Source organism: Shewanella sp. SG41-4 (genome assembly GCF_014164505.1).
Taxonomy (GTDB): Bacteria; Pseudomonadota; Gammaproteobacteria; order Enterobacterales; family Shewanellaceae; genus Shewanella.
The window spans coordinates 1-1,972 of the sequence record NZ_JACJFI010000491.1; the positions used below are offsets into that span (position 1 = coordinate 1).

Here is a 1,972-nt window from a genome sequence, read left to right on the forward strand (position 1 = left end):
CTATCGAAGCTGAAATGGGCTACGGTGTTTGGTTACATGGCGAAGCTGTCTCTGCTGGTACCGTTCTAGCGGCTCAAACAGCATGTAAGCTAAATCTATTAGATGAGCAAAGTGTCGAGCGTATTTGCCGATTGATGCAAGCGTTTGATTTACCTATAACGGCTCCAGAGTCGATGGTTTTTGAACAGTTTATCAAACATATGCGTCGTGATAAAAAAGTGTTAGGTGGTAAAATCCGCTTAGTATTACCTACAGAAATAGGCAAAGCTGATGTCTTTAGTGATGTGAGTGAAGACTTATTGAAACAGGTTATTAGCTGCGTATAAATTATTCCGCATATAACTATGCTAGCTATAAATTATAGTGTGGTGAATCATTGACGACTCCAGGACTATTGTTACTCCCTACCCAAGAAGCGCTCATTCAGCGTTTACAGCATATTGCTAGTTATAGCGAACAGTTGTTGGTTATTTGTGGTGATAACGGTTCAGGAAAGTCGACACTGACGGCTGCATTAGCCAGTGAGCTAGATGACTACAATTCAGCATTGATCATTTGTCCTCAACACGCTGATAGCGCTGAAATTCGTCGAAAAATTCTGGTTCAATTAATCTCCGCGCCAATTTTTGATGATGAACGTCCTTTGATGGATACCGTACTGAGAATCCAATCTAGTTTAAAAAAACCATTACATATCATCATCGATGATGCCGATTTATTGCCTAAAGATATTTGGGCTGAGTGTATTCTGTTGAGCCAAATTCACTGTGCAGGTAAACCTGTTGCCGTCACCGTGACCGTTACCCCCAGTTTTTGGCATACGTTAGTGGCTGAGTTAACGGATGATACTCGTGCTAGATTACTCCCTGTGACAATTGAACCTTTATCAGTTCCCGAGCGCGATGGCCTCTATCAAAGCCTATTACTCCGGAGCCAGCAAACACCGTTTATTCCACGTGAAATTATTCATAAACAATTAGAAAAACAGCGGGGTACGCCAGCAGAGGTTGTTCAATTATTAGCATTAGCATTAGAAGAGCCACAAACAGAGCAATCTCCTTGGTCTCTGTCTGTTAAAATGATGATAGCTGCTTTCGCCATATTAACTGGTGTTGCGCTTTGGTGGGGTATTAGTACACAATTACCTGCACCGATTTCAGCGTCATTGTCACCAGTATTAACCGCAGAGCAATCCGCTGTTCGGGTAAAAGCAAGCCAATATGTTATTGGTTATGCTGATAGCACATTAAGTCTTTATTTTGCCCATAGACAATTGGCCTTAACTAAGTCGAGTGCCAATGAACAAGCACACTTACTCATTGAGCAGCAAATGATTGCTGATAGTTTGCTAGTGGAGCAAGGCGCGACTAACCTCACTGAAGAGGTTCCTGCGGATAACCATACTGACGTAGTAGTAAGCTCATCACTAAAAGGCTTATCGTTCCAAGGTAAGTTACCCAAAGCGCAAATTAACACGGTAAGTAAGCCGAACGATATTGTTGAGCGTGATAATACCCCGAATATTAAAGTGAAAGGTTTTACGCTGCAACTTGCTAGCGTGAATGACAAAGATTCACTAACACCTATTTTAGTTAAACTGGCACAAGAGCCGCAAGTTTATATAATGAGTTTCAAACAACGCCACGTTATATTGCTGGGTGATTTTGAAACCGCATCGGCAGCCACCTCAAAAGCTAAAAGCCTTCAGAAACAATATGGATTAGCAGCCCCCTGGGTGAGAAAGTGGGCAGACTTAAGTGATTACAAGCGACAAGATTAACAACTTCATATTCCGCAGCATCCAAGTCAATAGGATGAAAAATCAACTAATAAATCTACTTTACCCGATGATAATTGTCGTTAAACAGAGTACAATCATCAGCTTTAATTTTGCTGGCATAATTCCTATTCATGATAAAAAAGCATAGAGCCTTTCTAAAGTGGGCAGGCGGTAAATATAAGCTCGTTGATG

At 41.4% G+C, this 1,972-nt stretch carries 2 protein-coding genes; both read left to right on the forward strand.

The window, feature by feature from the left end; all coding sequences use genetic code 11:
- Nucleotides 1-326 (forward strand): 3-dehydroquinate synthase family protein (locus tag H5202_RS21470; RefSeq protein WP_443019463.1); only part of this gene is annotated, 326 nt, incomplete at its 5' end.
- Between the two features lie 50 nt (nucleotides 327-376).
- Entirely contained in the window at nucleotides 377-1,780 is a 1,404-nt protein-coding gene (locus H5202_RS21475; protein WP_182773839.1) for an AAA family ATPase, read from the forward strand.
- The last annotated feature ends 192 nt before the right edge of the window (nucleotides 1,781-1,972 follow it).